This is a genomic window from Novosphingobium cyanobacteriorum (assembly GCF_029436685.1).
Classification (GTDB): Bacteria; Pseudomonadota; Alphaproteobacteria; order Sphingomonadales; family Sphingomonadaceae; genus Novosphingobium; species Novosphingobium cyanobacteriorum.
The window spans coordinates 71322-98133 of the sequence record NZ_JAROCY010000012.1 but is presented as its reverse complement, the minus strand read 5'-3'; the positions used below and the strand labels follow the sequence as shown (position 1 = coordinate 98133).

General features: G+C 66.4%; 24 protein-coding genes, 1 tRNA gene and 1 other RNA gene. 15 read left to right on the top strand and 11 right to left on the bottom strand.

Features of this window, described 5'->3' with window-relative positions; genetic code table 11:
* Nucleotides 1-275: 275 nt before the first annotated feature.
* A complete protein-coding gene (locus tag POM99_RS13625) occupies nucleotides 276-1541 on the top strand; it encodes an SGNH/GDSL hydrolase family protein (RefSeq protein WP_277278731.1) in 1266 nt (421 codons plus the stop codon).
* Nucleotides 1542-1593: 52 nt separating this feature from the next.
* Here POM99_RS13625 and POM99_RS13620 read toward each other — a convergent pair whose 3' ends face one another.
* The gene (locus POM99_RS13620; protein ID WP_277278729.1) at nucleotides 1594-2727 is read right to left on the bottom strand and encodes an SPOR domain-containing protein; all 1134 of its coding nucleotides are present in this window, start codon (nucleotides 2725-2727) and stop codon (nucleotides 1594-1596) included.
* Nucleotides 2728-3024: 297 nt separating this feature from the next.
* Here POM99_RS13620 and POM99_RS13615 point away from each other — a divergent pair, with 297 nt between their 5' ends.
* Genes POM99_RS13615 through POM99_RS13605 form a run of 3 tightly spaced genes read left to right on the top strand, consistent with a single transcriptional unit; the run spans nucleotide 3025 to nucleotide 5659 of the window.
* Complete coding sequence (locus POM99_RS13615) at nucleotides 3025-3753, top strand: AAA family ATPase (RefSeq protein WP_277278727.1); 729 nt, start codon at nucleotides 3025-3027, stop codon at nucleotides 3751-3753.
* 14 nt (nucleotides 3754-3767) lie between these two features.
* The gene (locus tag POM99_RS13610) at nucleotides 3768-4310 is read left to right on the top strand and encodes a hypothetical protein (protein WP_277278725.1); all 543 of its coding nucleotides are present in this window, start codon (nucleotides 3768-3770) and stop codon (nucleotides 4308-4310) included.
* Between the two features lie 2 nt (nucleotides 4311-4312).
* On the top strand, nucleotides 4313-5659 hold the full coding sequence (locus POM99_RS13605) for an SPOR domain-containing protein (protein ID WP_277278723.1): 1347 nt from the start codon (nucleotides 4313-4315) through the stop codon (nucleotides 5657-5659).
* 63 nt (nucleotides 5660-5722) lie between these two features.
* Here POM99_RS13605 and POM99_RS13600 read toward each other — a convergent pair whose 3' ends face one another.
* The gene (locus POM99_RS13600) at nucleotides 5723-6952 is read right to left on the bottom strand and encodes a dihydroorotase (RefSeq protein WP_277278721.1); all 1230 of its coding nucleotides are present in this window, start codon (nucleotides 6950-6952) and stop codon (nucleotides 5723-5725) included.
* Nucleotides 6949-7965: an aspartate carbamoyltransferase catalytic subunit gene (locus POM99_RS13595; RefSeq protein ID WP_277278719.1), complete on the bottom strand. Its 1017-nt coding sequence runs from the start codon at nucleotides 7963-7965 to the stop codon at nucleotides 6949-6951. Before POM99_RS13595 ends, POM99_RS13600 begins: the two co-directional genes overlap by 4 nt.
* Before the next feature lie 351 nt (nucleotides 7966-8316).
* Between POM99_RS13595 and sppA the strand changes: the two genes are divergently transcribed.
* Nucleotides 8317-10194, top strand: a complete 1878-nt coding sequence (gene sppA, locus POM99_RS13590; protein ID WP_277278718.1) for a signal peptide peptidase SppA — start codon at nucleotides 8317-8319, stop codon at nucleotides 10192-10194.
* Between the two features lie 115 nt (nucleotides 10195-10309).
* Nucleotides 10310-10567: a DUF6966 domain-containing protein gene (locus POM99_RS22570; protein WP_438823016.1), complete on the top strand. Its 258-nt coding sequence runs from the start codon at nucleotides 10310-10312 to the stop codon at nucleotides 10565-10567.
* Between the two features lie 139 nt (nucleotides 10568-10706).
* Here POM99_RS22570 and POM99_RS13585 read toward each other — a convergent pair whose 3' ends face one another.
* Complete coding sequence (locus tag POM99_RS13585) at nucleotides 10707-10886, bottom strand: hypothetical protein (protein ID WP_277278716.1); 180 nt, start codon at nucleotides 10884-10886, stop codon at nucleotides 10707-10709.
* A gap of 161 nt (nucleotides 10887-11047) precedes the next feature.
* Between POM99_RS13585 and POM99_RS13580 the strand changes: the two genes are divergently transcribed.
* The 3 genes from POM99_RS13580 to POM99_RS13570 all read left to right on the top strand — a co-directional run bounded on the left by POM99_RS13580 (nucleotide 11048) and on the right by POM99_RS13570 (nucleotide 13541).
* Nucleotides 11048-11132, top strand: a tRNA-Leu gene (locus tag POM99_RS13580).
* A 75-nt stretch (nucleotides 11133-11207) separates the two neighbouring features.
* Nucleotides 11208-12776 carry a trigger factor gene (gene tig, locus POM99_RS13575; protein WP_277278714.1) on the top strand — a complete coding sequence of 523 codons (1569 nt, stop codon included), beginning with the start codon at nucleotides 11208-11210 and terminating at the stop codon, nucleotides 12774-12776.
* A 156-nt stretch (nucleotides 12777-12932) separates the two neighbouring features.
* A complete protein-coding gene (locus POM99_RS13570) occupies nucleotides 12933-13541 on the top strand; it encodes a hypothetical protein (protein WP_277278712.1) in 609 nt (202 codons plus the stop codon).
* 21 nt (nucleotides 13542-13562) lie between these two features.
* Here POM99_RS13570 and POM99_RS13565 read toward each other — a convergent pair whose 3' ends face one another.
* Nucleotides 13563-15056, bottom strand: a complete 1494-nt coding sequence (locus POM99_RS13565; RefSeq protein WP_438823013.1) for an amidase — start codon at nucleotides 15054-15056, stop codon at nucleotides 13563-13565.
* 182 nt (nucleotides 15057-15238) lie between these two features.
* On the opposite strand from POM99_RS13565, the gene clpP reads away from it, so the two are divergent.
* A complete protein-coding gene (gene clpP, locus POM99_RS13560) occupies nucleotides 15239-15934 on the top strand; it encodes an ATP-dependent Clp endopeptidase proteolytic subunit ClpP (protein WP_277278711.1) in 696 nt (231 codons plus the stop codon).
* Nucleotides 15935-16082: 148 nt separating this feature from the next.
* Nucleotides 16083-17339: an ATP-dependent Clp protease ATP-binding subunit ClpX gene (gene clpX, locus POM99_RS13555; protein ID WP_277278709.1), complete on the top strand. Its 1257-nt coding sequence runs from the start codon at nucleotides 16083-16085 to the stop codon at nucleotides 17337-17339.
* Between the two features lie 98 nt (nucleotides 17340-17437).
* Here clpX and POM99_RS13550 read toward each other — a convergent pair whose 3' ends face one another.
* The 6 genes from POM99_RS13550 to POM99_RS13525 form a co-directional block, all read right to left on the bottom strand.
* Complete coding sequence (locus tag POM99_RS13550; RefSeq protein ID WP_277278707.1) at nucleotides 17438-17980, bottom strand: fasciclin domain-containing protein; 543 nt, start codon at nucleotides 17978-17980, stop codon at nucleotides 17438-17440.
* A gap of 193 nt (nucleotides 17981-18173) precedes the next feature.
* Nucleotides 18174-19124 carry a cation diffusion facilitator family transporter gene (locus POM99_RS13545; RefSeq protein ID WP_277278704.1) on the bottom strand — a complete coding sequence of 317 codons (951 nt, stop codon included), beginning with the start codon at nucleotides 19122-19124 and terminating at the stop codon, nucleotides 18174-18176.
* A 47-nt stretch (nucleotides 19125-19171) separates the two neighbouring features.
* Nucleotides 19172-19589: RNase P RNA component class A (gene rnpB, locus POM99_RS13540), an RNA gene on the bottom strand.
* Nucleotides 19590-19598: 9 nt separating this feature from the next.
* Nucleotides 19599-20303 (bottom strand): N-acetylmuramoyl-L-alanine amidase, encoded by a 705-nt coding sequence (locus POM99_RS13535; RefSeq protein WP_277278702.1) that lies wholly within the window; start codon nucleotides 20301-20303, stop codon nucleotides 19599-19601.
* A 5-nt stretch (nucleotides 20304-20308) separates the two neighbouring features.
* Nucleotides 20309-20950 carry a histidine phosphotransferase family protein gene (locus POM99_RS13530; RefSeq protein ID WP_277278700.1) on the bottom strand — a complete coding sequence of 214 codons (642 nt, stop codon included), beginning with the start codon at nucleotides 20948-20950 and terminating at the stop codon, nucleotides 20309-20311.
* 142 nt (nucleotides 20951-21092) lie between these two features.
* Nucleotides 21093-21488: a M67 family metallopeptidase gene (locus POM99_RS13525; RefSeq protein WP_277278697.1), complete on the bottom strand. Its 396-nt coding sequence runs from the start codon at nucleotides 21486-21488 to the stop codon at nucleotides 21093-21095.
* Nucleotides 21489-21741: 253 nt separating this feature from the next.
* Here POM99_RS13525 and POM99_RS13520 point away from each other — a divergent pair, with 253 nt between their 5' ends.
* The 4 genes from POM99_RS13520 to rpoH all read left to right on the top strand — a co-directional run bounded on the left by POM99_RS13520 (nucleotide 21742) and on the right by rpoH (nucleotide 26747).
* The gene (locus tag POM99_RS13520) at nucleotides 21742-23490 is read left to right on the top strand and encodes a methyl-accepting chemotaxis protein (protein ID WP_277278695.1); all 1749 of its coding nucleotides are present in this window, start codon (nucleotides 21742-21744) and stop codon (nucleotides 23488-23490) included.
* A complete protein-coding gene (locus POM99_RS13515; RefSeq protein ID WP_277278693.1) occupies nucleotides 23487-24653 on the top strand; it encodes a carbohydrate porin in 1167 nt (388 codons plus the stop codon). Before POM99_RS13520 ends, POM99_RS13515 begins: the two co-directional genes overlap by 4 nt.
* A 75-nt stretch (nucleotides 24654-24728) precedes the next feature.
* Nucleotides 24729-25673: an RluA family pseudouridine synthase gene (locus POM99_RS13510; protein ID WP_277278691.1), complete on the top strand. Its 945-nt coding sequence runs from the start codon at nucleotides 24729-24731 to the stop codon at nucleotides 25671-25673.
* 171 nt (nucleotides 25674-25844) lie between these two features.
* Entirely contained in the window at nucleotides 25845-26747 is a 903-nt protein-coding gene (gene rpoH / locus POM99_RS13505) for an RNA polymerase sigma factor RpoH (RefSeq protein ID WP_277278689.1), read from the top strand.
* Nucleotides 26748-26812 lie beyond the last annotated feature (65 nt).

Sequence of the window (26812 nt, the reverse complement as noted above, 5' to 3'; positions counted from 1 at the left end):
AGCTTGGCGGAGCGGTCAAACGGGATTTGGCCGGGGCAGATCGGCGGAGAAGAATGAAGCGGGGTTCGGATCACGTCTGAAGTGAAAGGGCGTGGTGAGCAGAAGCAGCAGCTGGCAGCGCCGCGCGGCCATTTTCCGGTCTTGGTTGCGAAACAAGAATATAGGTTTTAATACATTGCATACCCGCCTTGATTGCGCTTTGTTGGCAGGAACGAGGCAAGGCAGGGTGCCGATCCGGCAGGGGACGGTCATATCTGTCGAGGCGGAGAGGTGAGATGCATTCTTTTGGCGTGAAGCAGGCTCTTATGGGCGGCATGGCGATGTTGTGTGCCGGAAACATGGCGATTGCGCAGCCGGTCTGGCGCGAGGCCTTCCAGTCTAGCCCCGCGACGTATGAAGCGCCTACGGACGTATTCATCGCCTTCGCCAAGGAACACTGGCGCGTTCCGACTGAGCAATTGCTTGCCGACCTGACACCCCAGCCCATCAGTGGGACGGTGCGTTATCAGGTGACCGTTCAGGCGGAAGGAGACCAGATCCGGTTGCGGCTGTCGAACGAGGAAGGAAAGTCCCCGATCAAGCTCAATGCGGTGACTGTGGGGCTGGCCGGCGGCGCTTTCGTCGCGGCGCCGGGTTCGCTTCAGCCGGTCACCTTCGGCGGCTCCGCCGGTGTCACCATTCCTGCCGGGGCGCCGGTCCTCAGCGATCCGGTTCCAGTGCGGGTGAAGGCGGGGACCGACCTGCTGGTGAGCGCCGCGTTGGCGGGGCAGATGTTGAACGAAGGCCGCGGCGGTGCCGGATTCCTGCTGGCCGAAGGTGATCAGGCACGCAGCCCGGCGATGGAAAGGCCGAGGCCGATGAAGGGGCGGCCGCTGCTGACTGGCGTGAGCGTTCTGCGCCCCGAAGCATCGAAGGTGATCGTGACTTTCGGCGATTCCATCACCGACGGAAACCGCACGGCGCCGGGCATGCTGCACGGCTGGCCCGAGCAGCTGGCGCACCGGCTCGCTGCGCGCAAGGGAGGCCACACCTACACCGTGGTCAATGCCGGCATCGCCGGAAACCGGCTGCTGTCTAGCGGCTGGGGCGCGGCGGGCCTAGCCCGTCTGGATCGCGATGCCCTGCGGATCGAAGGCATTTCGCATCTCGTTCTCTTGGAAGGCATCAACGACATCAACTTTTCGGGCCAAAGCCCCTTCGGCACGAATCCCGACCTTTCGGCTGACGAACTGATCGCCGGATACCGGCAGGTGATCGCCCGCGCACATGCCCGCGGCGTGAAGGTCTATATCGCGACGCTGACGCCGAACCCGGCGAGTGAGCTCAACACCGCGGCCAAGGTTGCCTTGCGCGAGGCGGTAAACCAATGGATCAGGCATTCGGGCGAACCCGATGCGGTGATCGATTTCGAGGCGATGGTGCGGGACCCGTCGCACCCGGACGGGTTCAGGGCCGAGTTCGATTCGGGCGATCATCTCCACCCCGGCGACCAAGGCTATCGTGCGATGGGTGACGGGATCGACCTGTCGCTGTTTCCCTGAGCAGGCAAGCGTTGAACGGAGCGCGCAAGGACTCCGCTCCGGCACTGCTATTTCAAGGCTTCACCACCAGACAAACCTCACCCGCAGCTTTCAGCCCGGCGCAGGCCTTTTCCGCTGCCGCCTGAGTATATCCGCCTGCCTGGAGGCGGGTGACGCCCGTGCCCACGTCCAGGCGGGAGTGGCCGGTGAGTTCGGGGCGGGTGTGGAGGCGGGTCCAGAGGGCGTCGGCGTTGGATTTCTGGCCGAAGGCGCCGAGCTGGATGCGGTAGGTGCCAGAGGCTGGCGCGGGAGCAGGGGCAGGGGCAGGAGTCGTTGCCGGTTTGGGCGCGGGCTTGGGCGCGGGGGCCGGTTTGGGCTGCGGCGCGGGTTTTGGCGTGGCGGTGGCCATGCGGGGGACTTCGACCGGGTTGGCATAATCGGCGCCTGCCATGACCGGGCCGGTGGGGGCGGTGCCGGGATCTTCGGTGCGGGCGGCGGGCAGGGGCACGGTCTGCAGTGGGGCGGGTGCGGCCTGCTGGCGCAGCGGGGCGGTGGGGGCAGGCGGCAGGGGCGCGGTTGGCACAGGTGGCGCCTTTGCGCCGAGATCGGCGGCGGCGAGCTGGCGGCCGCGCACTTCGGCGGTGCGCAGGTCAAGCTCCTGCGCCAGGGCGGCGCCCTTCTGCCGGTCTTCCAGGGCAATCGTTTCGTTCATCGTGGCGAGGCCGCTGACCGCCTGGGTGAGGCCGGAGGCGGCGGCGCGGGTCATCAGCGCATAGGCGCGGACCCAATCCTTCTGCGCATAATCGCCATTATAGGCGGCGATGCCGAGGATATACATGGCGCGCGGTTCGCCCCGTTCGGCCGAGGCGCTGATCCAGCGCATGGCTTCGGCCTGCCGCCCGGTCTGGAACAGCAGGATGCCATAGTTGTCTGCCGCGCGGGCGTGGCCCTTTTCGGCGGCGAGGCGGTACATCTGCTCCGCCTTCGCCGGATCGCGCGGCACGCCGCGGCCCAGCTTGTAGGCCTGGCCCATGTTGAACATGGCGTCGGCATCGCCCTTGGCGGCGGGGCCCTGCCACTGCTTGACGGCGGCGGGGTAATCGCCGCGCGTCCAGGCGTCGACTCCGTCCTTCACATCGGCAAAGGCGGGCGCTGCGCCCATCGTGGTGGCGGCAAGCATCGGAAACAGCAGGCGAAAGGCGCGCATTGTCGGTCCGTGTTCCTGTGGCGCGGAGGCGAATCCGGCCGGGTGTGTTGCAGCGCATGGTAAACGATGCGCGGGGCCCGGTCATTACACCCGCCTGCAAAAGGACGGGGCGTGGCAGGGCCTTTCCCGCACACGATAGTCAACAAGGCGTTAGCAATGCCTTAGCGGGGATGCACGGGATGGTTATTGCCGTTTGCGCAGGATTTCCGCGCGGCGAAGGCGGGTGTTAACCAATATTTGAGGGTCTTCTGCGAGTCATTTCCCCCAAGAGCATCTTCGTGCCAAGGGGAATGGACGTTGCGCGTACTGGCATTGGCTTCGCAAAAGGGCGGTTCGGGCAAGACGACCCTGTCAGGGCATCTGGCCGTTCAGGCACAGCGCGCGGGCGCGGGCCCGGTGGTGCTGATCGATATCGATCCGCAAGGGTCGCTGTCTGACTGGTGGAACGAGCGCGAGGCGGAGTTCCCGGCCTTTGCCCAGACCACGGTGGCGCGGCTGGCCGCGGACCTTGCGGTTCTGCGCCAGCAGGGCTTCAAGCTGGCGGTGATCGATACGCCGCCTGCCATCACCATGGCGATCCAGAGCGTGATCTCGGTTGCCGAGCTGATCGTGGTGCCGACGCGGCCATCGCCGCATGACCTGCGGGCCGTGGGGGCGACGGTGGACCTGTGCGAACGCGCGGGCAAGCCGCTGATCTTCGTGGTCAACGCCGCGACGCCCAAGGCGCGAATCACTTCGGAAGCCGCGGTCGCGCTTTCGCAGCATGGCACGGTGGCCCCGGTGACGCTGCACCACCGCACCGACTTTGCCGCATCGATGATCGACGGGCGGACGGTGATGGAAGTGGACCCGCGCGGCAAGTCCTCGCAGGAAGTGGAAGCGCTGTGGAACTATGTGTCCGAGCGGCTCGAGAAGAACTTCCGCCGCACGGTGTTCGCGGTGCCACAGGCCCCGGCGCAGGTGACTCAGATCGGCGCGCCGCGCCCGATGGGCGGCGGCTTTGGCCGCAGGGTGGCCGGATCGTGAAGAGGGGTGTCGCCATGGGAGAAGCCAAGCCTCTCGCCTCGCTGAGCAGTGGCCTGCTCGCCCGCAAGGGCGGCGCGCGCCCGGCCATGCGCCCCCAGCTGCCGATGAGCTATGAAGAACAGCGCCGCGTGATGTTTGGCGCGGCGGCCGAGCCGGCGTTCGAGCAGACCGATTTTGCACCCACCGGCCAGGAAGACCTGGGCTGGAATGACATGGGCGAGGATGCTGCACCCGAGCCCGTGGTGGAGGCGGCGCCCGCCGTTCCCGACCAGCCCGAAGTGCTGCGCCGGATCGAGACGCTGGCCGAGAAGATCAATGCGCCGGTGGCTTCGGTGGCGGCTGTGGCAGCGCCTTCGCGCCGCCGCGGGACCGCGCTGAAGGAAGGGCGCAAGGCCGCCTTCACACTGCGGCTGGATGCGGAGCGCCACCTGCGCCTGCGCCTTGCCAGCGCGATGGACAACCGCAGCGCCCAGGCCCTGGTGGTCGAGGCGCTGGACAAGCTGCTCGATGCGATGCCGGGCCTTGATGGTCTGGTGCGCAGCGCGCGCAAAGCCTGATGATGCAACGCAAACTCCAGACCGGAAACCGCGCCATGACCTTTCGCCTGATCCCCGCAACCGGCAACCGGGCCTTCCGCTTCGCCATCTCGACCGCACTGGCGGCCGGGCTGCTGACGGGCTGTTCCGCCGCCGGGCCGCATCCTTCGAAGTTTGCCGCAGGGGCGCAGTCCGCGCTGAACCACGGGCAGACCGACAAGGCCATCGCGCTGGCCGAACAGGCCGTGCAGGCCGATGGGCGCAATGCCTCGCTCCGCCTGCTGCTGGCCAACGCCTATTTGCGCGCCGGGCGCTTTGAATCCGCGCGGCAGACCTATGACGACGCGATGGAACTGGGCGAGGACGGCGGCAAGACCGCGCTGAGCCTGGCGCTGGCGCAGATCGGCATGGGCCACAACGCCGAGGCGGTGGACACGCTGAACACCTATCGCGATGCGCTGCCCGCGGCCGATTATGGCCTGGCGATGGCCATGGCGGGGCGGGTGCAGGAAGGCGTCAACGTGCTGACCGACGCGCTGCGCCGGGGCGAGAACACGCCGAAGATCCGCCAGAACCTGGCCTTCGCCTATGCGCTGGGTGGCAGCTGGGCCGAGGCGAAGATCATGGCCGCGCAGGACGTGCCGGCCGACCAGTTGGGCGCGCGCATGCAGGAATGGGCGGCGATGGGCGCCCCCGAAGACCAGCGCATGCGCGTGGCGAGCCTGATCGGTGCGCCGCTGCGTGGCGACGAAGGGCAGCCGGCGATGCTGGCGCTCGCGAACTTCCCCGCCGATGGCAGCGCGCCGGTGCGGCAGGCCGATGCCCCGACCGCAGCCGACGCGCCCGCGCTGGCGCAGGCGGCAGTGGAGGAACTGCCCGCCGTGGCACAGGGCGACGCGCCCGCCCCAGCGCTGGCCGATGCTTCTTCGCAGCCCAAGGCGGCGCAGCTGGCCAGGATCGACCTGCCGGCCTCGCAGGCGGCGGCTCCGGCTGCAGCCAAACCTTATCGCGTGGTGGGCAGCCATGTTGCCAGGCCTCAGGCAGCGCCCGCTCCGGCCGTGGCGGTGAGCAACGGTTCGCACGTGGTGCAGCTGGGCGCGTTCGCCACCGAGGAAGGCGCCAGGCGCGCGTGGCGGCACTATGCCGCGCGCAACCCTTCGCTGAAAGGCCACGCGCCGATCATCGCCAGGGTGACGGTGCGCGGACGCGAGTTCTGGCGGGTGCAGGCGGCGGGCTTTACCGGCTTCGCCTCTGCCCGCAGCATGTGCGGCACGGTGAAATCGCGCGGCGGCGCATGTCTGGTGATGGTATCGCCCACGGCCACCTCGCCACAGGGACGCCCGGTGGAAGCGCGCTTCGCCCGCCGGTGATCCGGCAGGAACAGATTAGCCCGAGAGGGCCGGGAAGCAGACGCTTACCGGCCCTTTTCGCATTCAGTCTATCCGGGTTCCGCCCTTGAACAGCGCGGTGACGCGGCCCTGAACGGGGCGGCGGTCGAACGGGGTGTTGCCCGCAGCGGCGGCCATCTTGTCGGAATTGACCACCCACGGCCGGTCGGGATCGACCAGCGCGATGTCCGCCTCGGCACCCGTTTCCAGCTTGCCCGCCGCCACGCCGAGCAGCGCGGCGGGATTGCCGGCGAGCAGGGCAAAGGCGCGGGCCAAGTCGATCGCGCCATCGCGCACCAGCGTGAGAGTGAGCGGCAGCAGCGTTTCCGCGCCCGCCATGCCGGGTTCGGCATCGGCAAAGGGCAGGCGCTTGTCCTCTGGCCCGCGCGGATCGTGGCCGGATGCGATCACGTCGATCGTGCCATCGGCGATCGCCGCGATCACCGCCTTGCGATCCGCATCGTGGCGCAAGGGCGGAGACATGCGGCAGAAGGTGCGGAAGTTGGCCAGTTCAAGGTCGGACAGCATGAAGTGCGCCGGGGTTACGCCCGCTGTCACCTTTACTCCGCGTGCCTTGGCCGCGCGGACCAGATCGAGCGCGCGGGCGGTGGTGACCTGCCGGAAATGCAGGCGCGCGCCGGTGATCTCGGCCAGCGCGATATCGCGCGCCACGGCCAGCGCCTCGGCCTCGGCGGGGGCGGAGGGCAGGCCCAGCCGGGTCGCCATCTCGCCCGCCGTAGCTACGGCGCTTCCAACGATCCCGGCGTCTTCGGCATGGGTCACCACGACCATGCCGAGCATGGCGCAATAGGAGAGCAGGCGCATCATCACGCCCGAATCGCCGATCCAGCGCCGCCCGGTGGCGACCGCCCGCGCGCCGGCATCGCGCATCAGCGCTAGTTCGGCGAGTTCGCGCCCTTCCAGCCCGCGGGTGGCGGCGGCGAGGGGGTGGACCCACATGTCGGGCTTGCCGCTCTGCGCGGCGAAGCGGACGCGGGCCGGGTGGTCCAGCGGCGGGCCCTGATCGGGCATAAGCGCGGCGCGGGTGATGCCGCCGAAGTGGAACGCCGGCTTGTCCACCGCGAAGACGCCGAGGTCGACGAGGCCCGGCGCAACCAGCGCGCCCCTGGCATCCACCACCTCGTCACCGTCGTTCGGGGCGACATCGCCCAGCGCGACGATGCGGCCGCCTTCGCACCGCAGGTTGCCCGGTTGCGGCGCGCCGGTGGGCAGCACGAGCAGGCCGCCGGTGATCGTCAACGGACGGGGGATCATGCTGCGCCTCCCTTCGCCAGCGCATCCCAGCCGGGCACCTGCCGCGCGCGGCGGGTCAGCACGTCGAGGCAGGCCATGCGGATGGCGACGCCGCGCTCCACCTGCCCGGTGATCAGGCTGCGGGTGGGGTGATCGGCCACCTGGCTGTCGATCTCTATGCCGCGGTTCATCGGGCCGGGGTGCATGACGAAGGCGTCGGGCTCGGCCTTGGCCAGCCGGTCCAGCGTCAGGCCATAGAGGTGGCGGTATTCGCGGGGCGAGGGGATGAACTGGCCCTCCATGCGTTCCTGCTGCAGGCGCAGCATCATCACGATGTTGGCCCCCTTCAGCGCCGCATCGAAATCGTGAAACGGCTGCACGCCCATGGCCTCGATCTCCGCCGGCATCAGCGCGGGCGGGGCGCAGACGCGGATCTCGGCGCCCAGCGCGGTGAGGCTGAGGATGTTGGAGCGGGCGACGCGGCTGTGCAGGATATCGCCGCAGATGGTAACCTTCAGCCCGTTGAGGTCGCTGCCCGGCGCGAGCTTGAGCGCATGGCGGATGGTCAGCGCATCGAGCAGGGCCTGCGTGGGGTGTTCATGCTGCCCGTCACCGGCGTTGAGCACCGGGCAATCGACCTTTTCCGCGATCAGCCGCACCGCGCCGCTGCTGCCGTGGCGGATCACGATGGCGTCTGCGCGCATGGCGTTGAGCGTCATCGCGGTGTCGATCAGCGTCTCGCCCTTCTTCACGCTGCTGGTGGCGGCGTGCATGTTGACCACGTCGGCGCCCAGCCGCTTGCCCGCGATCTCGAAGCTGAGCAGCGTGCGGGTGGAGTTTTCGAAGAAGGCATTGATGATGGTCAGGCCGGAAAGGACCTCCGCCCGCTTGTTGGGCTGGCGGTTCAGTTCCACCCATTGCTCGGCTTCATCGAGCAGGTAAAGGATCTCGTGACGGGCGAGCCGCCCGATCCCGGTGAGGTCACGGTGGGGGAAGGCGAGGCCGCCTTCAGGATATTGAAGCCGCAAACTCATATGCCACGCCTCCGAGGCGTCAAAATGACGAACATATCGGACCAAGCCGCTCGCGGGGAGGGCTGGTTGCCCTTCCAAGGGCGGCTTGGTTCGAGATGGAAGTCATTTTGACGTCCCATAGGGATTTGACGCAAAACGGCCCCCTGCGGCGTCGGGCCGACTTGAAATATCGACATATTCCTGCGTCCGCCCTCCTAGCAGTGAGCCGTTTTGCCTCAAACCTCGGAGGCGTGGCATATGAGTTTGCGGCTTGATCGATGGTTGCATCGAAGACCACCCCCTATGCCTCTCGCCCCTCGATGCCAAGCCTTTGCGCTGGTGCAATGGCCTGCGCGGACCTAGATATCCCCCATGTCGTTCGCCCGCTCGGTCTGGAAGATCCTCGTCGCCATCAAGGACGGTCTCGTCCTGTTGCTCCTGCTGCTGTTCTTCTGGGCGCTCTATGCCGTGCTCACGCTGCGGCCCGCGCCGGGCATGGTGCACGATGGCGCGCTCTATATCGAGCTGAACGGCCCGGTGGTGGAGGAGAAGGCGCGGCTGCAGCCGAGCGCCATCCTGCTTTCGGGCGAAGCGCCGCGCCGCGAGTTCCAGGAACGCGACCTGACCCGCGCGATCGAGGCGGCGGCGACCGACACGCGGATCAAGGCGGTGGTGCTCGATCTGGAAGACTTCGGCGGCGGGCGGCAGGTTTCGCTGAGCCGGGTGGGGGCGGCGATGGACAAGGTGCGCGCTGCGAAGAAGCCGGTGCTGGTTCGCGGGATGCTCTATACCGACGATGCGGTGCAACTGGCCGCGCACGCCAGCGAGGCCTGGGTCGATCCCATCGGCGGCGCGGCGGTGACCGGCCCGGGCGGCACGGGCCTCTATTACAAGGCGCTGTTGGACAAGCTGCAGGTGAAGGCGCACGTCTTCAAGGTCGGCACCTTCAAAAGCGCGGTCGAACCCTTCCTGCGGCAGGATTCCTCGCCAGAGGCGAAGGAGGCGACCGGCGCGGTCTATGCCGCGCTGTGGCAGGACTGGCAGGACGAGGTGAAAAAGGCGCGGCCCAAGGCGGACATCGCGCTGGTGACGCAGGATCCGGCGAAATGGCTGGCCGCCTCGAATGGAGACGCGGCGCAGGCGGCGGTGAAGGCCGGGCTGGTGGACCGCGTGGGCGACAAGGCCGCGTTCGGCAAGCGCGTGGCGGAAATCGTCGGCGCGGACCCGGCCGGGACCGAGGGCGCATTCCGCGCGACCAAGCTGGGGCCCTATCTGGCCGACCGCGCGCCTTCCAGCGCGGGCAAGGCCATCGCGGTGGTGACCGTGGCGGGCGATATCGTGGACGGCAATGGCGGGCCGGGGGTGGCCGGCGGGGACCGCATTGCCGACCTTGTGGACAAGGCCGCGGCCAGTGGGGACTATGCCGCGCTGGTGGTGCGGGTGGATTCCCCCGGCGGATCGGTGACTGCGGCCGAGCGCATCCGCAGCGCCATCGCGCGCGCCAAGGCCAAGGGGCTGCCGGTGGTGGTCTCGATGGGCAACCTGGCGGCGAGCGGCGGATACTGGGTTTCCACCCCGGCGGAGCGGATCTTTGCCGAACCGGGCACGATCACCGGATCGATCGGCATCTTTGCGGTGATCCCCAGCTTCGAAGGCGCGCTGGCCAAGATCGGCGTAGGCACCGATGGCGTGCGCACCACGCCGCTTTCGGGCCAGCCCGATGTGTTCGGCGGGCTTTCACCGCAGGTGGAGGCGGTGATCCAGACCGAGATCGAGGCGAACTACCGCCGCTTCCTCGATCTGGTGGCGAAATCGCGGCACAAGACCCCGGCGGAGATCAACCTTATCGCCCAAGGGCGCATCTGGGACGGCGGCACCGCGCGGCAGATCGGGCTGGTGGACCAGTTCGGCGGGCTGGACGATGCCGTGGCCTGGGCGGCGAAGAAGGCGGGGGCGGCAACCTGGCACCCGGTCTACCTCGGCGCGGCGAGCGATCCGTGGAACACGCTGCTGGAAGAGATGGCGGGTACCGACTCGACCGAGGCGCAACCGGCGGCGCACGATCTGGCGGGCCGCGTGGCGCTGGCGCAGTCGGCGCTGGCGGGGCGGATTGCGGCCGATCTGGACCGGCTGACCAGCGGACAGGGCGCGCAGGCCTGGTGCATGGAATGCGCGGGGCTGGATGAGGCAGCTGCGCCGAGTGCGTCGGCCAAGGGGTGGCTGGCGGCGTTGTTGAAGCTGCTGGTTTAGGGGGCAGGAAGGGTTTGGCGGAGCAGAACCACGGGAGTGGGGTGGATTGCTGCCATTTGTGTGTTATGCCATTTCTGTGGCACTGCACCCCGAGGTTCAAGCTTTGCTCAACGCTATGCGAGCGTTAGAGTTGTTTTTGAGCGATAAAAACGAGTTTTGGGCGGGGAACGTCGGGCGAGCCGCCGACGAAGTTGCCAATTCCGATGTCCACGGACTCCGGCGTTTTCTTAGCTACTTCGGTGGCATGGGATCGTTGAATGATCTCTTCCTACATCGTAACGGCACGCCGCTCGGATGGGAAAACGATCATCTCGCTTCCTTGGTCAGAAGAGCTTGGCATCTTGGGAATGAGCTTCGGGACCAAATCCGTTAGCCGCGAATGGGACATCCGGATTAGTTTCGCGGCCTAAGGCCCCATTACCCTTCCCTTCGTTCGTGTCGAGCGAAGTCGAGACACCGCGCACTGTATCTCGACTTCGCTCGACACGAATGGATGGGGGTGAGAATGCCGCTCAATCCGGCGGGGGCGGGGTTTCCTGGGGGCTGCCGGGTTCGATGATGTCCGGCCCGGTCGGGTTGACCTCGGGCGGTTCGCTGCCTGGGTATTCGCCGGGCGAGGGCGTGGCCGGCACTTCGGGCGGGGATTGCGGCTCGATGGTGTCGGGCTGGGGGATCTCTGGTTGCGTGGCCATGGCGGTGGTTCTTCCCTTGGATCGTATACGCGTGGACCGGCGTTCGCATCGTGTCATTGTCCTGCCGCAACGGCCCGGCGAAGGGGGCGGTTCCGCCCGATTCCCGAGGCTTGCCCTTTTGCGCCCGCTGGGATAGGGGCGGCGCTCGCTTTTCGCCGGATGCGGGCGTGGCGGAACTGGTAGACGCAGCAGGTTTAGGTCCTGCCATCGCAAGATGTGGGGGTTCGAGTCCCTTCGCCCGCACCAGAGCCGCCCCGGCCGGCTCCGCCCCCAATTCACGGCCTTCACGACGGCCGAGTCGTACGAGAAAGTTGGATCAGGATGCAGATCGTCGAAACCAGCAACGAAGGCCTGAAGCGCGCCTACACCGTCACCATCGCAGCCGGCGACATCGCCGCGCGAATCGAGGGCGAAGTGAAGAAGATCGCGCCGCAGGTGCGCATGCCCGGCTTCCGCCCCGGCAAGGTTCCGGCGAACCTCGTCAAGAAGATGCACGGCCCGGCCCTGCACCAGGAAGCGCTGAACACCTCGATCCGCGAGGCGATGGACAAGCTGGTGGCCGACCACGCGCTGCGCCCCGCGATGCAGCCCGACGTGGCGCTGGGCGAAGGCTATGAGGAAGGCAAGGACGCCGAGCTGACCGTGAGCCTGGAAGTGCTGCCGGTGATCGAAGCGCCTTCGCTGGAAGGGCTGAAGCTGGAAAAGCTGACCGTGCCCGTGGCCGACGAGCAGGTGATCGAGGCGATCGAGCGCATCGCATCGGGCCAGAAGAGCTTCACCGACGCCGGTGAAGGCGCGGTGGCCAAGGACGGCGACCAGATCGTGATCGACTTCCTGGGCAAGCTGGATGGCGAGCCGTTCGAAGGCGGCGCGGCCGAAGACACCCCGCTGGAACTGGGCGCGGGCCGCTTCATCCCCGGCTTCGAGGAACAGCTCGTGGGCGTGAAGGCGGGCGAGGAAAAGGTCATCACCGTGACCTTCCCCGAAGACTATCCGGCCGAGAACCTGAAGGGCAAGGAAGCGACCTTCGACATCACCGTGAAGGCGGTGAAGGTGCCCGGCGAGTTCACGCTGGACGACGAGTTCGCCAAGGCGCTGGGGCTGGAAAGCCTCGACATGCTCAAGACCCTGATCCGCGGCCAGCTGGAGCAGGAAACCGCCGGTCTCACCCGCACGCAGATGAAGCGCCAGCTGCTCGACGTGCTGGCTGCCGGCCATGACTTCGCCGTGCCGCCCTCGATGGTCGACGCTGAATTCGAGCAGATCTGGCAGCAGCTGCTGCAGGAAGCCGAGCGCGAGGAAGACACCGAGGCCGCGCTGAAGGAAATCGAGGCCGAGAAGGACGATTACCGCAAGATCGCCGAGCGCCGCGTGCGTCTGGGCCTGCTGCTGTCGGAAATCGGCCAGGCCAATGGCGTGGTGGTGACCCAGCAGGAAATGGAAATGCTGATCCGCCAGGCGGCGCAGCAGTATCGCGAGCAGGACCGCCAGCGCTTCGTCGACTACGTCCGTTCGGAGCCGCTCGCCGCTGCGCAGCTGCGCGCGCCGCTCTATGAGGACAAGGTCGTCGACTTCCTGTTCGACAAGGCCGAAGTGACCGAGCGCGAAGTGACGCGCGAGGAGCTGCAGGCCGCGATCGAAGCGGACGAGAACGGCGAGGCCGCCGAAGTGAAGTCGGCCCCGAAGAAGAAGGCTCCGGCCAAGAAGAAGGCCGAGGCTGAAGAGGCTCCCGCCGAAGCCGCCGCCGAGCCGGCTGCCGAGGAAGCGCCGAAGAAGAAGGCTGCGCCCAAGAAGAAGGCCGCTGCGGAAGAGGCTCCGGCCGAGGAAGCCGCCGCTGCGCCGAAGAAGAAGGCCGCGCCAAAGAAGAAGGCTGCCGCCGAAGAGGCCTGATCGCCCCTTCGCTGAAAGCATTGGAAAATCCGGAAGGGGCGCTCGGCAACGGGTGCCCCTTCCTGAGTCATGATCCCTAGCGTTCGTGCGGATTGCCCCAGCGAATCACGCCGTGAGACACTGCATGCAGGACGAACCCTGAGGGGGGATCAGTCGATGCATACGGTGCGCAACCGCCGGGCCAGCAGCCCGCGCGCAAGGAATGCGAAGCCTGCGCCGCCGGTGAAGACCGGACGCGAGGAATTGACCTTCATGCTGCGCCATGGCGCACCCCCGCCACCCGCATTTCCGGCTGACCTGATCATCCCCGCGCATCGTGGCGCGGTGATTACCGCGGCGGCATGGCCGGCGGTGATGGTGCCGCCAGTGGCCAAGGCGCGGCCGAAGAAGCGGCCGGCAAAACCAGTGGCCAAGGCACTGGCCGTTCCCGAGCCCACGCCCCTGCCGAAGATTCCCGAACCCGAGCGCGCCCCCGCGCTCGCCCTGCCGCCGGCACCGGAGCCGGCGCTGAAGCCAGATGCCCCTGCCGAGTCCATGGAAATGCCGATTCCACGGGACCGCGCGCTGGTGGTGCGGCGGCAGGGATTTGCGGACGTGATCTCGCACGTGCTGATCGAGGCCGGGGTGCGGCTGGCGCGCTGGTCTGCCCGGCGTCGCCGCGCCGAGGTGGAGCGCAAGCGCATCCGCGCCGCCGTTGCCAAACATCGCGCCATGGTGGCGCAGCTTGAGGCACTGGAAGCCCTGAGAGGACGCATCGGATCCTGACACGCGCAAACGCGTGCAGGATCATTCGCCCCAGCGCTTGAGCCGGGGCCTGGGCAGGGGAGCTGTCCGTGCGCGTTCATAGGCGGCGCCGGCCGCCAGCACGCGGGCATCGTCCCACTGCGCGCCGATGAAGGAGAGGCCCACGGGCAGCCCTTCGATCGCGCCCATCGGCACGGTCAGGTGCGGATACCCCGCAACAGCCGCCAGCCCGCCCGCGCCTGCGCTCACCCCGTGATCGCCGGAAACCAGATCAATCGGCCAGGCCGGCCCGCTGGTCGGCGCGATCAGGAACGAGACCGCGTGCTCGGCCAGCAGCCGGTCGATACCTTCCTTGCCCGCCAGCCGCAACGAGTTTGCCCGCGCCTTTCGCCAGGCCTCGGCGTCGGTCATCTTCTCCGCCTGCTCAAAGGTATCCTGCCCGAACCAGCGCAGTTCCTCGGCGGCATGCGCCTTGTTGAACGCGATCACATCGGCCAGGCTGCGCACCGTTGGGTTGCCCGGCAGCGATCGCAGCCATGCGCCCAGATCCTCGCGCAGTTCGTAGAACAGCACCGTGCCTTCATCACGCCCCAGTTCGGGCGGGCGCTGATAGTCGATCTCCACCAGCACCGCGCCTGCCGCCTTCAGGTCATCCAGCGCGCGGGCAAACAGCGCCTGCACCTTGGGATCATCGCCTGCCTGGCGCCGCATCACGCCCAGCCGCACGCCTTTCAGGCTGGCACCGGCCAGCGCCGCGGTGAAATCGGTCTTGTGCGCATCGGCCTCCGCCGTTGCCGCGTCGGCGGGGTCGCTTCCGGCCATGGCGTTGAGCAGCAGCGCTGCATCGGCCACGCTGGTGGTCATCGGCCCGGCGGTGTCCTGGCTGTGGCTGATCGGCGCGATGTTCGTACGGCTGACAAGGCCCACGGTCGGCTTGAACCCGACGATGCCGTTGACCGAAGCGGGGCAGGTGACCGATCCGTCGGTCTCGGTGCCGATGGCCGCCCAGGCAAGGCCTGCGGCAATCGCCGCACCGCTGCCCGAGGACGAGCCGCAGGGGCTGCGGTCCAGCGCATGGGGGTTCCTGGTCTGCCCGCCCGCGCCGCTCCAGCCGCTGCTGGAAAAGTCCGATCGGATGTTGGCCCATTCGGAAAGGTTGGTCTTGCCCAGGATCACCGCGCCCGCCGCGCGCAGCCGCGCCACCACCGGGGCATCGCGGCCGGTAACATTACCTTTCAGCGCAAGGCTGCCGGCCGTGGTCGGCATCGGATCGGCGGTTTCGATGTTGTCTTTCACCAGCAGCGCCCGGCCGGCCAATGGCCCGCCTTTTGCCTTTGCTGCTGCTTCCTGCCTCGCCGCATCGGGATTGAGCGCGATCACCGCGTTCAGCATCGGCCCCGAATCGTCGATGGCCCTGATCCGCGCGCGATAGGTGGCGACGCTGTCCGGCTCGTTGGCCTGCGCCATCGCCAGCGGCATGAACGAGAGGCAGGCCATCAGCGCCGCCGCCCGTCGAAGGATTTTCTTCACAGCCATCGCCTCCCTGATTGGCCCGGCGCGAAAGTCGCGCAAACAGGGCCTTGCGGGCAAGAGCACCCCCAAAAAGGGTGGAGAACGTGCACGGCGGCGTCCGCAACCATGCGCATCCACGGTTAATGCCCTTGAACATCCTGCCGGGGCACGCGACATAGGCGACGCAAAACCACACGAGGAAGACCATGCTCGACCTGTTCGGCGCCCGTGGCGCCCAAGGAAAGTTCACCACCGACCCCGTCACCGGCGCGCTGATCCCGGTCGTGGTCGAACAGTCGAGCCGCGGCGAACGCAGCTTCGACATCTATTCCCGCCTGCTGCGTGAACGCATCATCTTCGTCACCGGCGAAGTGGAAGACCACATGGCCTCGGTCATCGTGGCGCAGCTGCTGTTCCTCGAATCGGAAAATCCGTCGAAGGACATCTCGATGTACATCAACTCGCCGGGCGGCGTCGTCACGGCGGGCATGGCGATCTATGACACCATGCAGTACATCCGCCCCCGCGTTTCCACCGTGTGCATCGGCCAGGCCGCCTCGATGGGCAGCTTCCTGCTTGCGGCGGGCGAGCCTGGCATGCGCATCGCGCTGCCCAGCGCCCGCATCATGGTGCACCAGCCTTCGGGCGGCGCGCGCGGCATGGCCTCTGACATCGAGATCCAGGCCCGCGAAATCCTGCGCATCCGCAAGCGGATGAACGATCTCTACGTGAAGTTCACGGGGCGCTCCCTCGAGGAAATCGAGAAGGCGATGGACCGCGACACCTTCCTCGAGGCCGAAGAAGCCAAGGCTTTCGGCCTGGTGGACAAGGTTTTCGAATCGCGTCCCGTTACGGACCAGACCGGTGTCGAAGAGGGTTCGGGCGGTTCGCCCGACGCGTGATTTATCCTTGCGTGGCGGCATCTTAAGCTTCGCGAAAGGTGCCGCCCGCTAGGGACTTTTTACTGTAATTGAGTCCGGTTGATTAATGCCCTTGGGGTAGTAGGATAACTGGACCCGCCTCTCGTGGAGGGGCGTCTGGGAACGAAGAATGACCAAGCTTTCCGGATCGGATACCAAGAGCACCCTCTACTGCAGCTTCTGCGGGAAGTCTCAGCACGAGGTGCGCAAGCTGATCGCCGGCCCCACCGTGTTCATCTGCGATGAATGCGTCGAGCTGTGCAACGACATCATCCGTGAGGAAACCAAGGCCGGCATTGCCGGCAAGAAGGATGGCGGCGTCCCCACCCCGCGTGACATCTTCGAGACGCTGAACGACTATGTGATCGGGCAGGACCGCGCCAAGCGCGTGCTCTCCGTGGCCGTGCACAACCACTACAAGCGCCTGAAGCACAGCGGCAAGGGCGGCGATGTGGAGCTTTCGAAGTCCAACATCCTGCTTGTCGGCCCCACCGGATCGGGCAAGACGCTGCTGGCCCAGACCCTCGCCAAGACTTTCGACGTGCCGTTCACCATGGCCGACGCCACCACGCTGACCGAAGCCGGTTACGTGGGCGAAGACGTGGAGAACATCATCCTCAAGCTGCTTCAGGCCAGCGACTACAATGTCGAAAAGGCGCAGCACGGCATCGTCTACATCGACGAGATCGACAAGATCAGCCGCAAGGCCGAAAACCCCTCGATCACGCGCGACGTTTCGGGCGAAGGCGTGCAGCAGGCGCTGCTCAAGCTGATGGAAGGCACCACCGCCTCCGTCCCGCCGCAGGGCGGGCGCAAGCATCCGCAGCAGGAATTCCTGCAGGTGGACACCACCAACATCCTGTTCATCTGCGGCGGCGCGTTTGCCGGCCTGGAAAAGATCATTGCGGACCGCCTGCAGAAGCGTTCGATCGGCTTTGGCGCGCACGTGGCCGATCCCGACAAGCGCAAGGTTGGTGAACTGCTGCAGAAGGCAGAACCCGAAGACCTGCTGAAGTTCGGCCTGATCCCCGAATTCGTCGGCCGCCTGCCGGTGATCGCCACGCTCAACGATCTTGATATCGAAGCGCTGGTGAAGATCCTCAAGGAACCGAAGAACGCGCTGGTCAAGCAGTACGCCAAGCTGTTCGAGCTGGAAGACGTGGCGCTGACCTTCACCGACGACGCGCTGGAAGCGATCGCCAAGAAGGCCATCGAACGCAAGACCGGCGCCCGTGGCCTGCGCTCCATCGTGGAAGGGCTGCTGCTCGACACCATGTTCGACGTCCCGACCGAAAGCGACATTGCCGAAGTGGTGGTCGACAAGGATGTGGTTGAAGGCCGCAAGGAGCCCGTCCGCGTGCTCAAGGGCAAGGAACAGGCGGCCTGATCCGCGTATTGCGCTGAAACTTCAAAAGGGCGGGACCGGAAACGGCCCCGCCCTTTTTCTTGTTGCCGCCCATGTTCCCATGGGGCGGGCTTTCCCGGTCAGCCAGGCAGCGAAACCGCGTCGGTGACGTGGATTACGCCATTCTTCTCCATCATGTCGGCGGCGATCACGGTGGCCTTGCCACCCTTTTCGTCGGTCAGCACAACCTTGCCGCCTTCCAGCGTGGCGGTCAGCTTTGCACCGGCGACGGTGGTGAGCACGGCCTTGCCACCGCCGGCGTTGATTGCGGCCACCGCATCAGCGGCGGTGATCTTGCCCGGCACCACGTGATAGGTCAGCACCTTGGTCAGCGTGCCCTTGTTCTCGGGCTTCAGCAACGTGTCCACGGTGCCGGCGGGCAGCTTGGCAAAGGCGGCATTGGTGGGGGCAAAGACGGTGAAGGGGCCGGCGCCATTCAGCGTGTCGACCAGGCCGGCAGCCTTCACTGCGGCGACCAGCGTGGTGTGATCGGGAGAGGCGACAGCGGCTTCGACAATGGTCTTGTCGTGTCCCTCGTGGTGGTTCGCCAAGGCAGGCGTGGCGAAAGGCAGGGCGAGTGCGGCCAGCGCCAGAGCGGCGCGGCGGAGGAAGGGGGCAGTCATGATGGTCACTCCTGAACAGGGTTCATGGAAGAGGTGACGCGGATGTCTGCGGCTGCCGGCGGAAGGGGACGAAGACCGGCACTGGCCGCGGACATGAATTCCGCACCACCCCTTCCGCGATCCAACATCGGGATGCCCTGTGCCGGCCGCGACCTGTCCCGAAGGGAAGTGCCCCGAAGGGCCAACAAGGGATCTAAACGGTGCCTTCGGCGTGCAGTCGGCAATCGTGGCCGTCGGCGCTGGTTTCCACCTGCAGGGTGGCATGGCCAATGCCGAAGTCGTGTTCCAGTTCGTGCGCCAGATGGTGCAGGAATGGGTCGCCCGGATGGCCCTGTGGGATCACGAGGTGCGCGGTCAGCGCGGTTTCGGTGGTGCTCATCGGCCAGACGTGCAGGTCGTGCACGGCGGCCACTCCCGGCTGGCTTGAAAGGAACGCGCGCACCTTGCCCATGTCGATCCCGGCGGGGACGCCATGCAGGCCAAGCTTCAGCGAATCCTTCAACAGCCCCCAGGTGCCGCGCGCGATCACGGCCACGATGACAAGGCTGGTCACCGGATCGATCCATTGCGCGCCGGTGAGCATGATCAGCAGCCCGGCCAGGACCACGCCCGCGCTGACCGCCGCATCCGCTGCCATGTGCAGGTAGGCGCCGCGAACGTTCAGGTCATGGTGCCGGCCGCGCATGAACATCAGCGCGGTGATCGTGTTGATGACGATGCCGATGGCCGCGACGATCATCACCGGGCCGGGCGCGACCGGTTCCGGATGGAACAGCCGGCGGATCGTTTCCACCAGGATTGCCCCCAGCGCGATCAGCAGCAGTGAGGCGTTGCCCAGCGCGGCGAGGATCGAGCTGGACTTGAAGCCATAGGTGAAGCGGGCCGAGGGCGGGCGATTGGAGAGGACGGCCGCTGTCCATGCGATGACCAGGCCGAGCACGTCGGACAGGTTGTGCCCGGCATCGGCCACCAGCGCCATCGATCCGGCAAGTATGCCATAGACGCCCTCCACCGCCACAAACCCGGCGTTGAGCGCGATGCCGATGGCGAAGGCGCGGCCGAAGTCCTGCGGGCCATGATCGTGCCCGTGCCCGTGCCCGTGCCCGTGGTCATGGTGATGATGGTGGTGGTGCGCGCCGGACATGGGCATGGCCTTAGCGGGCAAGGCGGTGCAGGCCAACTCCCTGAATATGCGCCGGGGAGCCTGTAAGCCGGGTTCTGTAGCGCCGACGGTATCCCACGTGTGGACCGTATCGCCGCTGGCAGCCATTCCTCTGGGCGGACCGTTGCCGGGCCGCTCTAGCAATCAACCCGGGCTGCTGGCCCGAAACAAGCCTGTCCGAAGACGCGCAGCCCCTATTCGATCTTGCTCCGGGTGGGGTTTGCCGTGCCGCTCCTGTCGCCAGTCGCGCGGTGCGCTCTTGCCGCACCCTTTCACCCTTGCTGTCCCGAACGGTGATCCGGGATTAGCGGTCTGCTCTCTGTGGCACTTTCCCTTGACCCTTGGCCTTGCGGCCGCCGGCCCGGCGGGCGTTACCCGCCACCCTCGTTTCGTGGAGCCCGGACTTTCCTCGACCCCTTGCGGGCCCGCGGCTGCCCGGCTCCCCGGCGCGGAGCGTCACCTAGCATGGCCGAGATCGCGGGCCAACAGCAGTTCGAAAAGCAGCGCACCGATCTGCCCGTCGATCTCTCCGGTGATGCGGTGCGGGCGCCAGCGACGCTCAAAGGCGCGGACTGCGGCGGCGGGATCGGTGATGTCATAGCCGAAGCGTTCGAGCGCGAGGTAGAATGCGCCCTCGTTGTCGTAGAGAAGCCGCATCGATGGTCTGGGCTTGGCGAGGGCGAGGCGCAGCCTGGCGAGCAGGTCCCAATCGAACAGCTCGCCCGGATCAGTCTTGCGGGCAGGGGCGATGTCGCTGTGGCCGACCACGTTGGCGCGGGGCACGTTGTGGCGCTTGACGATGTCGGCCAGCAGCGGGACCAGCGCCTCCATCTGCGCATCGGGAAAGGGGCGGTATCCCCATTCGTGCCCCGGGTTGACCAGTTCGATGCCGACGCTGGCCGAGTTCACGTCGGTGACGCCTCGCCAGTAGGAGCGACCGGCATGCCATGCGCGCTTGCCCTCCGGCACCAGGCGGGTGACGGTGCCGTCCTCGTCTATCATGTAGTGCGCGCTCACCTCGGCGGCGGGATCGCACATGCGCTCCAGCGCCTCGGCTGCGGTCTGCATCCCGGTGTAATGCAGCACCACCATGGAGACCGGCAGCTTGCGTTCGTTCCAGTTCGGAGAAGGCGTCTCCTTGTGAACGAGCCACCGGTTCATGGCTGTCAGGCGACCGGCAGCACCGCGCCCATCACCAGCGCTTCGGGCGAGAGGTGCACCTGGATGCCCCCGCCGATCGAGGCGGCAAGCTGCTGCACCATTGCCGCTGGCGCGGTCTTGCTGTTCAGGTCCGCCGGCGGAAGCGATCCGTCAAGCGCCTGGCCGACGGTGGCATCAAAGGCGATGCGCGTGCCCGCCGCGCGGACCACGATCTCGCTGGCGCCTTCGCGCACTTCTGCCGCGATATCGAGCGTGCCGCCGCGCACCAGCGCGTCAATGGCGATGAGTGCGAGGTTGAGCAGGACCTTGACCGCCGGCTTGGGCAGGGAATCCCCCGCAAGCGCCCAGTTGACCGCGATGCGGCCGTTGTTGCCGACCAGCGCATCGACCAGCGCGCGCGGTTCCTGGTTGGGCACGCTGTCGCCAAAGCCACCTGCGGCACCGAAGGCCAGGCGGAAGAAGCGCAGCTTGTCAGCCGAGGTCTTGGCGCTCTGTTCCAGAAGCTCGAAGCACTTCTGCCGCATGCCGGGGTCTTTTTCATCGGCCAGCAGCTCCAGGCCATTGGTGAGCGCACCCACGGGGCTGAGCAGATCGTGGCAGAGACGCGAGCAGAGCAGGCTGGCGAGATCGACGGAAGACGTGGTCATTGTTCAGGAAACTCGCCCATATGCTTTCCAAGTTGACACGGTTGACACTGTCCTGGCCAAAAAGTCCGGGACCCCCGCGAACCTTTCCGAAATGCCGGAGCGGGGGCTGGGGGCAGGCAGGCAACGCATCATTGCACCCGCCTTAACCTTCCTGCAGCGTGTAGGAAAGCGGTTCGAACCCTGATGGCGTGTCTTTCCACGCGGTAACACTTTCATGCGCCACGATCAGCCAGATGCGGCCGTCATGCGCGGCGTCCCGCAAGTCAGTTTCTGATGGGCGGGCCAGGCCGTTCGGGTGGGAGTGGTAATAGCCAAGTACCTCGGGCCCGCCGGCGCGCGCATCGCGGTGGGCCGCGACCAGAGCGACCGGATCAATCTCGAAGTGCCGGGCAGGTTCCGGATGGACATTGGCAGCGTTCAGCGCAACCTGAATCAGTCCCGATGACCCGAGCAGCAGTCCGCAAGCCTCGTCAGGGTGGCTTTCCTTAACAGAACGGAGGATTGCATCATGGGCCGCAGCGTCAATCACGATGTCCATGGCCAATATCTGACGGAATTGCCAAGTGGTTGCAAGAATACAATTTTGTCTAGTCAACGTGGGGTCAGGCCCAATTGCTTCGAAAGGAAGAACCTGCCAAATCCCTGAATTTCTGCCATTTTCGCGGTAATCACCCTATCCGTGAACAGTACCTAACCACATCGGACCGAATTTTCATCATGATTCCAGCATTCTGAGGCTGACCGGGCATCCGACTTGGTGGATGTGGCCGTCGTCGTCGGGACCTCATGCAATGATCGATGTGAAGACGATCAAGTTCAAGCTTCTGGCAGGATGTCTGATCCTGGCGACTGGCGCCGCAGGCTCGACCACGCTCTGCGTGCTCGGCATGTCGCGGCAGGATGTGGCCATGGGGCGGATGAACACCGCCACCGGCCTGCTGCGCGAACACATGGAGGCGGACATGGGGCACGATGCCATCCGCGCCGAAGTTGTCAGCATTGTCGCGTCACGCCAGACCACCGCCATCGATGGGGCTGCCGCCGCGGCAGAACTTGAGCAGCGGATCGACGAGTTCGAAAAGCATATGGCCGCCACCGCGCGAAGCGACGTTGCGCCAACTGTGGCGGGGGCGCGGGCAGCAGCCGATCCGGCATTTCGCAGCTATGTCGCCACCGGGCGGGAGATTGCCCGCCGGGCAAAGGCCGGATTGGTGCCAGACGATCAGGAACTGCAGAATTTTCAGCGATTGTTCGCAGAGCTTGAAGGCCAGATGTCCAGCATATCCGACGCGGTTCAGGCCAATGCGGAACTGACCTCGACCAGCGCCACCTGGGCGGCGACGCAGGCGCGCTGGATTGCGCTGGCCAGCATGCTGATCATCCTGATCCTGCTGGCATGGATCGCGCGCGTCGGTCGAACCCAGATGATTCATCCGTTGCTTCTGCTTGGGCAAAGCGTGCGTCAGATGGCGGCGGGCAAACTGGACGTTGAGATGGGTGGAGAAGGCCGGTCCGACGAGATCGGCGACCTCTCCCGATCGGCAATCGCCCTGCGCGACAGCCTGATAGAGGCACGCGCCGAAACCAAGCGTCAGGCCGAGGCGATTGTCACGTCGATCGGTGCGGGCCTTAGCAACCTGGCCAGAGGCAACCTTGCCTTTCGGCTTGAGCAACCGCTGGCCGGGCGCTTTGAAGGGCTGCGCCACGATTTCAATGCCGCGCTCGGGGAATTGGGCGCGGCGATGTCGAAGGTGCAGGGTTCCACGATCGCACTGGAGAGGGTGGCTGCGGACATCGGCGATGCGGCGAGCGACCTTGCCGGGCGCAATGTGCGCCAAGCCGCAGGACTGGAGGAGACCGCCACGGCCATCAACGGGCTGAACCAGCGGGTGTCCGGATCATCGGAAGCGGTATTCAGTGCGCGCGCGGCGGTGGATGGCGTGGGCGGTGAGGTGGCTCGTGGTGGCCAGGTGATCGAGGAGGCCGAGCAGGCGATGGATCGGATCGAAGCGGCATCGCAGGAAATCGGCAAGATCGTCAGCGTCATCGATGGCATCGCATTCCAGACCAACCTGTTGGCGCTCAATGCCGGAGTGGAAGCAGCAAGGGCCGGCGACGCGGGCAAGGGCTTTGCCGTGGTGGCCAGTGAAGTGCGTGCGCTGGCGCAGCGCAGTGCCGAAGCCGCGCGCGAGATCAAGGATCTGATCGGAAATTCGAGCGACGAGATCGGCGGCGGGGTGAAGCTGGTGCGTGATGCCGGTGCTAGCCTGCGATCGATCACCGAGCGGATGGACGAGATCAACCGGATGATGGAAGTGGTGGAGGCTGGTGCCAACGAGCAGAAGGGCTCGCTCCAGTCGCTGGATGAAACATCGCGGCAGATCGGCAAGATCACGCAGAGCAATGCGGCAGTCGCCGACCAGGTGAGCAACGCCAGCCGGACGATGGCGCAGGCCATTTCCGAAGTGGCCCGCGAACTGGCGCGGTTCGAGATCGGGGAGGCGCGGCCGCGTGAGACGCGCCGCGCGCTGGCGGCATGAGGAGGGGCACAGCCTCGCTGGCGGCCTTGGCGCTGTTGGTGCCCGCACCGGCCTGTGCCGAGGATGACGATGACGGCGTGGACCTGGCGGCGGAAGTGATCGTTGATCTTGCCACGGTGGCGGCAGGCGATGGTGACCGCAAGCTGCGTGCGCTGACCAACGTGAATGTGACGGGCGATTTCGACCTCGACACATTGGTCGGCTGGCGGGGTGCGAAGGTCCATCTCGACGTGCTGGATAACCGGGGGGCGCGGCCCAACGATTCGGCGGCGACGCTGCAGGGTGTGAACAACATCGAGGTGCCCAAGGCGGGCCTCCGCCTGTTTGAAGCATGGATTGAGCAGGATCTGCGCGGAGGCGCTTCGCTGAAGCTTGGCCTCTATGATGTGAACAGCGAATTCTACGCCAATGATTCGGCTGGCCTGCTGATCGCCCCGCCATTCGGGATCGGATCGGAACTGGCCGCGACGGGGCCGAACGGTCCTTCGATCTTTCCGTCGAGCGCGCTTTCGGCGAGGCTGAACGTGCCGTTCGCCGATGGCGCGGGCTATGTCCGCGTGGCCGGGGTGAACGCCCGTGCCAGCACGATTGGCGACAGCGGCGGCGTGGACTTCAGCTTTCGTGACGGCCTGCTGGCGATTGCCGAGGCGGGGTGGGACCGGAACGGCTGGAAGCTTTCGGTGGGCGGCTGGCGCTATACCAAGAACCCGCAGAACATTTACGAGACCGGACCAGGTGGTGAGCCGCTGCGCCGGGTCTCGCAGGGTGCCTATGCCGTGATCGAGCACAACCTGATGCCCGAAGGCGCGGCGCGACAGGTAACGGCGTTTCTGCGTGCTGGCCTGTCTGACCCGCACACCACGCCCTATACCGGCGGGTTCCAGGCTGGCGTGCTGGTGGCGCCGGCGCTGGCAGGGCGCAAGGACAGCCAGTTCTCGCTGGGCGTCAACCATGCGTGGATCAGCACCCACTTCCGCGATGAAGTGGTCGCATCAGGCGGCCGGCCCGTGCATGGCGAGAGCATGGTGGAAGTGACCTATTCCGATGCCCTTGCCGATTGGTTTTCGATCCAGCCCGATATCCTGTGGGTCCGCGATCCCGGCGGCGACAAGGGTGCACGCAATGTGGTGGTGGGCACGGTGCGGGTGACATTCTCGTTCTGAAGAAGGGCGGCCCGTTCTGAAAAGGCCCGATCCGGGCAGTCTTGCCGGTGCGCAAAGAATCCCCATATTCCGGCCATGGGGGAACAAGAGAGCATCATCGAAGGCATCATTGCGACCGGTGGCCAACGGCTGGACCGGGCGCTTGCCGATGCCTCGGGCCTTTCACGCGAACGGATCAAGGCGCTGCTCGATGACGGGCGGATCACGCTGGGCAAGAAGGTTGTCTCGCAGGCTTCGGTGAAGCCCGCCGAGGGTGCACGCTTTGCCATCCGCGTGCCGCAGGCCGCCCCGGCAGAAGCGGTGGCGCAGGACATCCCGCTGAACGTGGTGTTCGAAGATGCCGATCTGATCGTGGTGGACAAGCCGGCAGGGCTGGTGGTGCATCCGGCTGCAGGGAACCTCGACGGCACCTTGGTCAACGCGCTGCTGCACCATTGCGCCGGGCAGCTTTCGGGCATTGGCGGCGTGGCGCGGCCGGGCATCGTGCACCGCATCGACAAGGACACCAGCGGCCTGCTGGTGGTGGCCAAGACCGACGCGGCGCACGAGGGGCTGGCAAAACAGTTTGCCGACCATTCGATCCACCGTGCCTATCGCGCGATCACGGCGGGCCGCCCGGTGCCGCCGTCCGGCACGGTGCGGGGGGCGATCGCCCGGTCCAATCACGATCGCAAGAAGATGGCGCTGGTCGAGGATGGCCGTGGCAAGCATGCAGTCACGCACTATCGCACGCTGGAAAGCCTGAACGATGCGGCGCTGGTGGAGTGCCGGCTGGAAACAGGCAGAACCCACCAGGTTCGCGTTCACCTTGCGTCAATTGGCCATGCGCTATTGGGTGACCCTGTCTATGGACGCACACCCTCGCGCCTTCGGCCGCTCCTCAACCGACTCGCTTTCCGCCGCCAGGCCCTGCACGCGGCCGAACTCGGCTTCGTGCACCCCACAAGCGGTGAAGCGGTCCATTTTTGCAGCCCGATTCCCGCCGACATGGCGGAACTCATCGATGAACTGCATGGTTAGAAGGGAGGGTGCTACACTAAAGTCCTTATTGCGAATTGCCGAGTCGAGGCAGACACTCGTTCGGCATTCAGTTGTCGTTTGAAACTGAAAAGATTTGCTGTGTGGTCCCGCCGTCCATCGCCCGGTAGGGGATGAGCATTGGGCACTGACGCGACGAAAGGAAGTGTTCAGGTGAGTGAACAGAACAAGGCGTTGACCGTCCCCGCGCTGGGTGGGGAAGCGAGCCTCAACCGTTATTTGTCGGAAATCCGGAAGTTTCCGATCCTGACGGCCGAGCAGGAATACATGCTTGCCAAGCGATATCAGGAACATGGGGATCCCGAAGCCGCCGCGCAACTGGTGACGAGCCATCTTCGGCTCGTGGCCAAGATCGCCATGGGTTACCGCGGCTATGGCCTGCCGGTTTCCGAGCTGATCAGCGAAGGCAACATCGGCCTGATGCAGGGCGTGAAGAAGTTCGAGCCCGACCGGGGCTTCCGCCTGGCCACCTATGCCATGTGGTGGATCAAGGCCTCGATCCAGGAATTCATCCTGCGCAGCTGGTCGCTTGTTAAGATGGGCACCACCGCCGCGCAGAAGAAGCTGTTCTTCAACCTTCGCCGGATGAAGAAGAACCTCGAGGCGTTCGAGGACAGCGACCTGCATCCCGACGACGTCCGCAAGATCGCAACCGACCTCGGCGTGCCCGAGCAGGAAGTGGTGAACATGAACCGGCGCATGATGATGGGTGGCGATGCGTCGCTCAACGTCTCGATGCGTGAGGATGGCGAGGGATCGTGGCAGGACTGGCTGGCCGACGACCGTCCGCTGCAGGACGAGACGGTGGCTGACGCCGAAGAGGCGCAGTTCCGCCACGACATGCTGGTCGAGGCGATGGAAAGCCTGAACGAGCGCGAGAAGCACATCCTGGTCGACCGCCGCCTGGTGGACGAACCCAAGACGCTGGAAGAGCTCAGCCAAGTCTACAACGTCAGCCGCGAACGGGTGCGCCAGATCGAGGTGCGCGCGTTCGAAAAGCTGCAGAAGGCGATGCAGCGCATCGCGGGCGAGCGCAGGCTGCTGCCTGCGGCGTAAGAGCAGCGAGTGAACTGAAAGGGCCCCGGCGCTGCGGCGTGCGGGGCCTTTTTCATGGCAGGCGT

Coding starts and splice junctions, on each gene's coding strand:
- POM99_RS13625 (WP_277278731.1), top strand. CDS start 276: ATGCATTCTTTTGGCGTGAAGCAGGCTCTTATGGGCGGCATGGCGATG.
- POM99_RS13620 (WP_277278729.1), bottom strand. CDS start 2,727: ATGCGCGCCTTTCGCCTGCTGTTTCCGATGCTTGCCGCCACCACGATG.
- POM99_RS13610 (WP_277278725.1), top strand. CDS start 3,768: ATGGGAGAAGCCAAGCCTCTCGCCTCGCTGAGCAGTGGCCTGCTCGCC.
- POM99_RS13605 (WP_277278723.1), top strand. CDS start 4,313: ATGCAACGCAAACTCCAGACCGGAAACCGCGCCATGACCTTTCGCCTG.
- POM99_RS13600 (WP_277278721.1), bottom strand. CDS start 6,952: ATGATCCCCCGTCCGTTGACGATCACCGGCGGCCTGCTCGTGCTGCCC.
- POM99_RS13595 (WP_277278719.1), bottom strand. CDS start 7,965: ATGAGTTTGCGGCTTCAATATCCTGAAGGCGGCCTCGCCTTCCCCCAC.
- sppA (WP_277278718.1), top strand. CDS start 8,317: ATGTCGTTCGCCCGCTCGGTCTGGAAGATCCTCGTCGCCATCAAGGAC.
- POM99_RS22570 (WP_438823016.1), top strand. CDS start 10,310: ATGCGAGCGTTAGAGTTGTTTTTGAGCGATAAAAACGAGTTTTGGGCG.
- POM99_RS13585 (WP_277278716.1), bottom strand. CDS start 10,886: ATGGCCACGCAACCAGAGATCCCCCAGCCCGACACCATCGAGCCGCAA.
- tig (WP_277278714.1), top strand. CDS start 11,208: ATGCAGATCGTCGAAACCAGCAACGAAGGCCTGAAGCGCGCCTACACC.
- POM99_RS13570 (WP_277278712.1), top strand. CDS start 12,933: ATGCATACGGTGCGCAACCGCCGGGCCAGCAGCCCGCGCGCAAGGAAT.
- POM99_RS13565 (WP_438823013.1), bottom strand. CDS start 15,056: ATGGCTGTGAAGAAAATCCTTCGACGGGCGGCGGCGCTGATGGCCTGC.
- clpP (WP_277278711.1), top strand. CDS start 15,239: ATGCTCGACCTGTTCGGCGCCCGTGGCGCCCAAGGAAAGTTCACCACC.
- clpX (WP_277278709.1), top strand. CDS start 16,083: ATGACCAAGCTTTCCGGATCGGATACCAAGAGCACCCTCTACTGCAGC.
- POM99_RS13550 (WP_277278707.1), bottom strand. CDS start 17,980: ATGACTGCCCCCTTCCTCCGCCGCGCCGCTCTGGCGCTGGCCGCACTC.
- POM99_RS13545 (WP_277278704.1), bottom strand. CDS start 19,124: ATGTCCGGCGCGCACCACCACCATCATCACCATGACCACGGGCACGGG.
- POM99_RS13535 (WP_277278702.1), bottom strand. CDS start 20,303: ATGAACCGGTGGCTCGTTCACAAGGAGACGCCTTCTCCGAACTGGAAC.
- POM99_RS13530 (WP_277278700.1), bottom strand. CDS start 20,950: ATGACCACGTCTTCCGTCGATCTCGCCAGCCTGCTCTGCTCGCGTCTC.
- POM99_RS13525 (WP_277278697.1), bottom strand. CDS start 21,488: ATGGACATCGTGATTGACGCTGCGGCCCATGATGCAATCCTCCGTTCT.
- POM99_RS13520 (WP_277278695.1), top strand. CDS start 21,742: ATGATCGATGTGAAGACGATCAAGTTCAAGCTTCTGGCAGGATGTCTG.
- POM99_RS13515 (WP_277278693.1), top strand. CDS start 23,487: ATGAGGAGGGGCACAGCCTCGCTGGCGGCCTTGGCGCTGTTGGTGCCC.
- POM99_RS13510 (WP_277278691.1), top strand. CDS start 24,729: ATGGGGGAACAAGAGAGCATCATCGAAGGCATCATTGCGACCGGTGGC.